Source organism: Micromonospora sp. CNZ296, from assembly GCF_007827635.1.
Map to the genome: position 1 here is coordinate 149,334 of NZ_VISW01000017.1, position 6,297 is coordinate 155,630.

At 73.0% G+C, this 6,297-nt stretch carries 4 protein-coding genes; 3 read left to right on the top strand and 1 reads right to left on the bottom strand.

The window, feature by feature from the left end; translation table 11 throughout:
• Positions 1 to 147: 147 nt before the first annotated feature.
• A complete protein-coding gene (locus FB455_RS25870) occupies positions 148 to 1,056 on the top strand; it encodes a cyclase family protein (RefSeq protein WP_145755123.1) in 909 nt (302 codons plus the stop codon).
• Positions 1,057 to 1,084: 28 nt separating this feature from the next.
• Here FB455_RS25870 and FB455_RS25875 read toward each other — a convergent pair whose 3' ends face one another.
• Positions 1,085 to 2,125, bottom strand: coding sequence for a S66 family peptidase (locus tag FB455_RS25875; protein WP_145755124.1), 1,041 nt, complete (start codon positions 2,123 to 2,125; stop codon positions 1,085 to 1,087).
• 84 nt (positions 2,126 to 2,209) lie between these two features.
• Here FB455_RS25875 and FB455_RS25880 point away from each other — a divergent pair, with 84 nt between their 5' ends.
• Complete coding sequence (locus FB455_RS25880; RefSeq protein WP_071096784.1) at positions 2,210 to 3,238, top strand: ABC-2 transporter permease; 1,029 nt, start codon at positions 2,210 to 2,212, stop codon at positions 3,236 to 3,238.
• Between the two features lie 123 nt (positions 3,239 to 3,361).
• Positions 3,362 to 6,148: a phosphoenolpyruvate carboxylase gene (gene ppc, locus FB455_RS25885; RefSeq protein ID WP_013284083.1), complete on the top strand. Its 2,787-nt coding sequence runs from the start codon at positions 3,362 to 3,364 to the stop codon at positions 6,146 to 6,148.
• The last annotated feature ends 149 nt before the right edge of the window (positions 6,149 to 6,297 follow it).

Here is a 6,297-nt window from a genome sequence, read left to right on the forward strand (position 1 = left end):
ACTTCCAGCGGATCGACACACGACGACGACCCCGCGTCCAGCCGGACGGGGGGTGCACCGTTCGAGCCTATCCCCCTCCACCGACGAACCGGGCCCGCCCGATGTTGGATCTTGACCGGCTGCGACCGGGCGTGGTGCGGTGGGCGGATGGTCGAGTATCGGACGGTCTTCGACGCCGAGGTGGTTTTCTCCAACGGTGGCGGTCTGCGCACCGACGGGTTCCGGCTGGACGTGCCGCACCCCGACGTCACCGACGACGAGGTGGCCGCGCTGCTGGTCCGGCACCTGGGGCTGCTCATGGTCGGCGAGGTACGGATCACGAACCGGACCGTCGTCGAGGAGCCGCACAAGGGCGGGCGCGGGGTGGCCGCCCCGGCCGGCGGCGGTCGGCGTGTCGTCGAGCTGAGTCACGTGATCACCGACGGCCTGGTCACGCTGCCCGGCTGGCCCGCACCGGCGATCAGCGAGTGGCTGACCCGGGAGGCGTCCCGGAGCTGGTACGCGCCCGGTGTCGAGTTCCAGGTCGGGCGGATCGACATGATCGCCAACACCGGCACGTACGTGGACACGCCGTCGCACCGCTTCGCCGACGGCCCGGACCTGACCGGGGTGCCGCTGGACCGCCTCGCCGACCTGCCCGGCCTGGTGGTACGCGTGCCGGCCGGTACGCGGGCGGTGGACCGGCTGATGCTCGCCCCGTACGACGTGGCCGGGTGCGCGGTGCTGCTGCACACCGGGTGGGACGTGCACTTCGGCACCGACGCGTACGCCGCACCGGACGCGCCCTACCTGACCGGTGACGGCGCCCAGTGGCTGGCCGAGTCGGGCGCGGCGCTCGTCGGCATCGACTCGATCAACATCGACGACATGACGGCGGCGGCAGCAGGTCAGCGCCCGGCGCACACCGGTCTGCTGGCCGCCGGGGTGCCGATCGTGGAGCACCTGACCGGCCTGGACGCGCTGCCGCCGACCGGCTTCCGGTTCACCGCCGCTCCGCCGCGGGTCGCCGGCATGGGCACATTCCCGGTCCGCGCCTTCGCCGTCGTCGACGCCTGACCCCGCGCCGTCGGCCCCGACGCCGCCGTCAGTAGCGCACGGCGATGCGGCGCTCGGCCGCGTCCACGCGGATCTCGCCGCCGTACGGGATGATCACCTGCGGGTCGGTGTGGCCCAGGTCGACGTCGAAGACCACCACCGGGTCGCCGGCGTAGGGGGCGAGCGCCGACAGGATCGCCGCCCGCTGGTCGGCGGCCCAGGCCAGCCGCTCCGCGACCGAGTGCGGCCGGTCGAAGTCCCACGCCTTGGGGCGGCCCACCACGATCGCCGGGACGGCGGCGAGCAGACCCCGTTCGCCCATGTTGCGCACGATCCGGAAGACCTCCTGCGCGGTGGGCATCTCCTCCGACGTCTCCAGCACCAGTACCGAGCCGGCCAGGTCGGCCGCGCGCGGAACGCGGTCGGCCGCCATCAGCCAGTGCAGGATCTCCAGGTTGCCGCCCCACGTCCGGCCCTGCACCACCCGGGCCGGGCCGTGCCAGCGCCAGCCCTCGGACGGGTACATCGGCGGCTCCTCGGCCAGCGTGGCCGGGTCGCGCCAGTCGCGCGGCTCGTCGCCCCACTCGGAGGCGGCGGTCAGCTCGTACCAGCCGGTGGTGAACAGCGCGGCGCGCAGCGAGTCGAGCGTGAGCGGGTGCGGCTTGCCGGAGCGCCCGAGGTGCACGAGCACGGAGCCGCCGTGGTAGCCGACGACGCCCAGCCGGTACAGGTGGTTGAGCACGTTGGTGTTGTCCGAGTAGCCGAAGTACGGCTTCGGGTTGGCCCGCAGCACCTCGTCGTCCAGGTGCGGGGTGACGGTGATCAGGTCGTCCCCGCCGACCGTCGCCAGCACGGCGGTGATCGTCGGGTCGGCGAACGCGGCGGTCAGGTCACGCGCCCGGTCGCGCGGGTCGGCGCCCATGACCCGGGTCGTCGGATACTCCACCGGTTCCAACCCCAGCTCGTCGCGGAGCCGGCGCAGGCCCAGCTCGTACACGTGGGGGAAGAGACCCGGCAGGCCGGCGGAGGGTGAGACGACCGCGACCCGGTCGCCCGGCTGCGGTTTGGCGGGATAGACAGGCACCGTCATGGCCCGACGCTATCGGCAGGGACCAGCGGTTTTCGCCCGACGAAACCCCATGAGCCGGGCATATGCCCGCAATAGGCTGAGGCCGTGGACGACGAGCCGGAGCTGCGTACCCGGGACTGGCTGCCCCGCACGGCGGCGCTGATCCTCGGCACCCTGGCGCTGGCCAGCGCGTTCATCGCCGCCTACGTCGGCGCGCTGCACAAGCCGGACCCGCGCGACGTGCCGGTCGCCGTCGTCACGAGCGACCAGCAGGCCCAGGCCGTGATGTCCGCCGTCCGCGCCCGCACCGACACGATCAAACCCGTCGGGTACGACAGCCGCGACGCCGCCTCCGACGGTCTCACCGACAGATCGGTGTACGCGGTGCTCAGCTCCGCCCCCGACGGCGGCCTGACGCTCGCCACCGCCAGCGCGGGAGCGCCCGCCGCCACCGAACTCGTCACCGACGTGTTCACCGAGGCGGCCCGGCAGGCCGGGGTGCCACTGGAGGTCACCGACGACGTACCGGTCTCCGCCGACGACCCGCGCGGCCTGGTCCCGTTCTACCTGGCCGTCGGCGTGGTGCTCGGCGGCTACCTGGCGTCCACGGCGCTCGGCATCTCGCTCGGCACCAGCCCGCGCGACCTGCGCCGGGCCGGGCTGCGGATCGCCACGCTCGCGGTGCACGCGATCCTGCTCGGCGTCATCGGGGCGATCCTGGTCGGGCCGGTGCTCGGCGTGTTCCCCGATCAGGTGGCGACGGTGGCGGTGGTCGGCGCGCTCGCCGCGTTCGCGGCCGGGATGGTCGCCGCCGCCGTCCAGGGCTGGCTCGGGCTGCTCGGCACCGGCATCGTGATCCTGCTGCTCGTCGTGCTCGGCAACCCCGGTTCCGGCGGCATCTACGCGCCCGAGTTCCTGCCGCCGTTCCTGCGCGGGATGCACCGCTGGAACGTGCCGGGCCTCGCCACCGACCTGTTCAAGTCGGCCATCTACTTCGACTGGCGCGGCGGCGGCTGGGCACTGACCGGGCTGCTGTTCTGGGTGGTCGCCGGCCTGGCCGGCCTGCTCACCGCGACCATGTTCCGCGCGCGCCGCCGGCCGAAGGCGGGACGGCACGCCGTCGAGCGGGGCTGACCGGCGGACCGTCCCAGAGTGCAGATCATCACGCCGTCCCCCTCCTGTCCGCCGGGGCCGCGCGGATACCATCCAGAGGAGTCGGACAGCGCTGTCCTTCGTCCTCGCGTAAGGAGCGCAACCGTGACCGACCAGCACGACCACGACGGCCCCGACGCCGCTCTCCGGGCCGACATCCGCCGCCTCGGCACGCTGCTCGGGCAGACCCTCGCCCGGCAGGAGGGCCGCCCGCTGCTCGACCTGGTCGAGGAGATCCGCGCCCAGGTCCGCTCCGACGTACCGGCCGCGGCCCAGCGCCTCGCCGGGCTCGACGTCACCACCGGCACGAAGCTGGCCCGCGCCTTCTCCACCTACTTCCACCTGGCGAACATCACCGAGCAGGTGCACCGCGCCCGGGACCTGCGCCGCCGCCGCGCCACACACGGCGGCTGGCTGGACCAGGCGGCCAAGATGATCGCCGAGCGGGGCGTACCGGCCGAGGAGATCGCCGCCGCGGCCCGCCGGCTGGCCGTACGACCGGTCTTCACCGCCCACCCGACCGAGGCGGCCCGCCGGTCCATCCTGTCCAAGCTGCGCGCCGTCGCCGACGAGCTGGACACCGAGACCGCGAACGCGATCCTGTACGGCGCCAGCGACGAGGGCCCGGCGAACCGGCGCCTGGCCGAACTGCTCGATCTCATGTGGCAGACCGACGAGCTGCGGCTGGACCGGCCGGACCCGACCGACGAGGCGCGCAACGCGATCTACTACCTGCGCGACCTGTACGCCGAGGCCGCGCCCCAGGTCCTCGACGACCTCGCCGACACGCTGCGCACGCTCGGCGTGGAGACGTCGCCGACGTCCCGCCCGCTGAGCTTCGGCACCTGGATCGGCGGTGACCGCGACGGCAACCCGTTCGTCACGCCGGTGGTCACCCGCGAGGTGCTGCGCATCCAGCACGAGCACGGCATCGCCGCCACCGAGAAGGCGATGGACGAGCTGATCACCGAGGTCAGCGTGTCCCGGCGGCTGCGTGCGGTGTCGCTCGACCTGTCCGCCAGCCTCGCCAAGGACCTGGACGCGCTGCCCGAGGTGGCGCCCCGGTTCCGCCGGGTCAACGCGGAGGAGCCGTACCGGCTCAAGGCGCGGTGCGTGAAGGCGAAGCTCGCCAACACCCGGGAGCGGCTGCGTGCCGACACCCCGCACGTGCCGGGGCGGGACTACCGGGGCTCGTCCGAGCTGATCGCCGACCTGGAACTGCTGCGCGCGTCGCTGGCCCGCAACTCCGGCCAGCTCACCGCCGTCGGGCGGCTGGCCTCGGCCATCCGTACGGTGTCCGCGTTCGGCCTGCACCTGGCCACCATGGACATCCGGGAGCACGCGGAGAAGCACCACGAGGTGCTGGCCCAGCTCTACGAGGCGGTCGGCGAGGTCTCCGACTACCCGGCACTGTCCCGGCTGGAGCGCACCAAGCTGCTCGCCGACGAGCTGACCGGCCGGCGGCCGCTCTCCACCCAGGACAGCCCGCTCACCGAGTCGGCCCGCAAGACGTTCGACGTGTTCGCGGCGATCCGCGAGGCGCAGGACCGGTTCGGCCCCGAGGTCATCGAGTCGTACATCATCTCGATGACGCTCGGCGTCGACGACGTGCTGGCCGCCGTGGTGCTGGCCCGCGAGGCCGGCCTGGTGGACGTGCACTCCGGGCGGGCCCGCATCGGCATCGTGCCGCTGCTGGAGACCCCGGCCGAACTGAACGCCGGTGGTGAGCTGCTGGACGAACTGCTGTCGCTGCCCGCGTACCGGGCGCTCGTGGCGGCCCGGGGCGACGTGCAGGAGGTGATGCTCGGCTACTCCGACTCCAACAAGGAGGCGGGCATCACCACCAGCCAGTGGTCCATCCACCGGGCGCAGCGCTCGCTGCGGGACGTGGCCGCGCGGCACGGCGTGCACCTGCGGTTGTTCCACGGCCGGGGCGGCACCGTCGGCCGTGGTGGCGGCCCCACCCACGACGCGATCCTGGCTCAGCCGTACGGCACGCTCGACGGCGCGATCAAGGTGACCGAGCAGGGCGAGGTCATCTCCGACAAGTACACGCTGCCGGCGCTGGCCCGGGAGAACCTCGAACTGACGGTGGCGGCGGTGCTCCAGGCCACGCTGCTGCACACCGCGCCCCGGCAGCCGGCCGAGATGCTGGAGCGCTGGGACGCGGCGATGGACGTGGTGTCCGAGTCCGCGTTCCGGTCGTACCGGTCGCTGGTCGAGGACCCGGACCTGCCCGCGTACTTCTGGGCCTCCACCCCGACCGAGCTGCTCGGCGCGCTGAACATCGGCTCCCGGCCGGCGAAGCGCCCGAACACCGGCGCCGGCCTGTCCGGCCTGCGCGCCATCCCGTGGGTGTTCGGCTGGACGCAGACCCGACAGATCGTGCCGGGCTGGTTCGGCGTGGGTTCCGGTCTGGCCGCCGCGCGGGCGGCCGGGCTGGCCGACGTGCTCGCCGAGATGAACCGGAACTGGCACTTCTTCCGCACGTTCCTGTCGAACGTCGAGATGATGCTGACCAAGACCGACCTGACCATCGCCCGGCGGTACGTGGAGACGCTGGTGCCGAAGAAGCTGCACCCGATCTTCGACAAGATCGAGCAGGAGTACGAGCTGACCAAGCAGGAGGTGCTCGCGGTCACCGCCGCACCGGCGCTGCTGGACAACTCGCCGGTGCTCCAGCGCACGCTCGCCGTGCGGGACACCTACCTGGAGCCGCTGCACCACCTCCAGGTGGCGTTGCTGCGGCAGTACCGCGAATCCGGCGCCGCCGGGCGTGCGGTGGTGACCGCGCCGGGTGGGCGGCGTGCCCCGAACGACGGTACGGCGCTGGAGCGGGCGCTGCTGACCACCGTCAACGGCATCGCCGCCGGCATGCGCAACACCGGCTGAGATGTAAGGAAGGGCCCCCTCTTAACGCCTCGTGCATAAGAGGGGGCCCTTCTTAGTGAGTGTTTGAGATTCCGGCTCAGGTGTGGGTTGCCTGGGCCGGTTTCGTGTGTCGGGCCAGGCGGGTGACCATGACGTGGATCATGGCCCAG

Excerpts from the sequence above, each read along its gene's own strand:
- FB455_RS25870 (WP_145755123.1), top strand. The coding sequence starts at position 148 with ATGGTCGAGTATCGGACGGTCTTCGACGCCGAGGTGGTTTTCTCCAAC.
- FB455_RS25875 (WP_145755124.1), bottom strand. The coding sequence starts at position 2,125 with ATGACGGTGCCTGTCTATCCCGCCAAACCGCAGCCGGGCGACCGGGTC.